Source organism: Mycobacterium sp. TH-M82 (assembly GCF_057473605.1).
Window position 1 is genome coordinate 1 of record NZ_JBYCKY010000311.1, and the last position, 2,151, is coordinate 2,151.

At 67.9% G+C, this 2,151-nt stretch carries 5 protein-coding genes; 3 read left to right on the forward strand and 2 right to left on the reverse strand.

The window, feature by feature from the left end:
• Nucleotides 1–448 (reverse strand): ArsA-related P-loop ATPase (locus AC2VON_RS09800; protein ID WP_486952779.1); only part of this gene is annotated, 448 nt, incomplete at its 3' end.
• A 46-nt stretch (nt 449–494) separates the two neighbouring features.
• Here AC2VON_RS09800 and sp36 point away from each other — a divergent pair.
• From sp36 to AC2VON_RS09815, 3 genes are read left to right on the forward strand one after another with little or no spacing between them, the layout of a single operon-like run.
• On the forward strand, nt 495–656 hold the full coding sequence (sp36, locus tag AC2VON_RS09805; RefSeq protein ID WP_486952780.1) for a Sp36 family protein: 162 nt from the start codon (nt 495–497) through the stop codon (nt 654–656).
• An 8-nt stretch (nt 657–664) separates the two neighbouring features.
• The gene (locus AC2VON_RS09810) at nt 665–1,147 is read left to right on the forward strand and encodes a RidA family protein (RefSeq protein WP_486952781.1); all 483 of its coding nucleotides are present in this window, start codon (nt 665–667) and stop codon (nt 1,145–1,147) included.
• Nucleotides 1,148–1,152: 5 nt separating this feature from the next.
• Nucleotides 1,153–1,929 carry an MBL fold metallo-hydrolase gene (locus AC2VON_RS09815; RefSeq protein WP_486952782.1) on the forward strand — a complete coding sequence of 259 codons (777 nt, stop codon included), beginning with the start codon at nt 1,153–1,155 and terminating at the stop codon, nt 1,927–1,929.
• Between the two features lie 64 nt (nt 1,930–1,993).
• Here the strand turns inward: AC2VON_RS09815 and AC2VON_RS09820 are convergent.
• Nucleotides 1,994–2,151 (reverse strand): helix-turn-helix domain-containing protein (locus AC2VON_RS09820; RefSeq protein ID WP_486952783.1); only part of this gene is annotated, 158 nt, incomplete at its 5' end.

Below are 2,151 nucleotides of genomic sequence, written 5' to 3' on the forward strand. Positions count from 1 at the left end.
GTTTGTTCTTGTCGACCTGGATCACCGCGTACTTGATCTTGCCGGTGAGGATCACGTCCCGCAGCCCGGGCGCGATGGTGGTCGCGAACTCGACCGCCCCGATGCGCCGCATGGCCCGCCCGGCGATACCCAAGTTGTAGAACAAGTCGAGGTACTCCAGAAACGCACCCTCGAGGTCGATGGCCAAGGCATTGACCTGGCCGCCGCGCTCGGCGGTCGCGATCTTGACCTCCGCGTAGGGCAGCGGCGGTACGTCGAAAAGTTGTGCGATCCCTTGGCGCCCTTCGACTTCCACCAGCAGAACCTTGCGGCCGCCGGCGGCCAGGGTCAGGGCCAGCGCGGCCGCAACAGTGGACTTGCCGGTGCCACCCTTGCCGGTCACGAAATGCAGGCGTGCCTTCGACAGCCGGGACGGCCAGCCGATGGCCTCGCTGGTGGCAGTCACCACTGCATGCTAACCATGCGATTTCTTGTGCCGGCGATAAGCTCGCTTCATGAGCCAACGAACAGTTTGGGAGTATGCAAACGTCCCGCTGATCACCCACGCCACCAAGCAGATCCTCGACCAGTGGGGGGATGACGGCTGGGAGCTGGTTTCAGTACTGCCGGGACCCGCCGGTGAGCAGCTCATCGCATTTCTCAAACGTCCGAAATGAGTGTCGCAATGAGCCCCAAGCCGTCCTGGCAGGCCCGGCTGGCTGAGCTCGGCGTCGAACTGCCCGAGACGGTCGCACCGCTGGCCTCCTATCTACCGGCGGTGCGCACCGGCAATTTGGTGTTCACGTCCGGACAGCTGCCGATGCGGGCCGGCAAGCTGCTCCGCACCGGCAAAGTGGGCGTGGGCGCCATGGGCGCTGACGTCAGTCCGGAGGACGGCAACGCGCTGGCCCGGACCTGCGCGCTCAACGCGCTGGCCGCGGTCGACGCGCTGGTCGGGATCGACACGGTGACCCGGGTCGTCAAGGTGGTCGGCTATGTCGCCTCAGCGCCGGGTTTCACCGGCCAGCCCGGGGTGGTCAACGGCGCGTCCGACCTGCTCGGCGAGGTGTTCGGCGACGCCGGCGGGCATGCCCGCGCAGCGGTCGGCGTGGCCGAGCTGCCGCTGGACGCGCCGGTGGAAGTCGAGTTGGTCGTCGAGGTCGGGTAGCGGCTGTGCCACCGGTGTACCCCGCCTATGGTCGGCTGCGGCCGGTCACCGAGACTGCGTCGGTGCTGCTGGCCGACAACCCCGGCACGATGACGCTGGAAGGCACCAACACCTGGGTGTTGCGCGGCCCGGACAGTGCCGAGGTGGTGATCGTCGATCCCGGCCCCGACGACGACGAGCATATCTCGCGGCTGGCCGACCTGAGCCCGATCGCGCTCGTGCTGATCAGCCACCGGCACGGCGACCACACCGACGCCATCGACAAACTGGCCGACGCGACCGACGCACCGGTGTGGTCAGTGGGCAGCGGCTTCCAGCGCCGGTTCGGTGGCAGCCTCACCGATGGTGAGGTGATCGAGGCCGCCGGGCTGCGCATCAGGGTGTTCGCGACACCGGGCCACACCGCCGATTCTGTGTCGTTCGTGTTGGACGACGCGGTGCTGACCGCCGACACCGTGCTGGGTCGCGGTACCACCGTCATCGACCCCGAAGACGGCGACCTGGCGAACTACCTGGAGTCGTTGCGCCGGCTACGGGGGCTGGGCACGCGCACGGTGTTGCCCGGGCACGGGCCGGAGCTGGCCGACCTGGCGATCGTATGTTCCGGCTATCTGGCGCACCGCGAACAGCGGCTGGCCCAGGTCCGCTCCGCGCTGGTCGACCTCGGGGACGACGCCACCGTGCGTCAGGTCGTCGAACACGTCTACACCGACGTCGACGAGAAGCTGTGGGACGTCGCGGAGTGGTCGGTGCGAGCCCAGCTGGACTACCTGCGGCATTGAGATTGCACACCGGGCTGTGCAGCCGCCGAAATCACTACCCGGGGCGCAATCTCACCGCGGTGAGTCAGCGAGCTCGCCGGGCCAGCCGCTCGGAATCGGAGATCAGCACGCTTTTGCCCTCCAGGCGGATCCAGCCGCGGTGGGCGAAATCGGCCAGTGCCTTGTTCACCGTCTCCCGCGACGCCCCGACCAGTTGGGCGATCTCCTCCTGGGTCAGGTCAT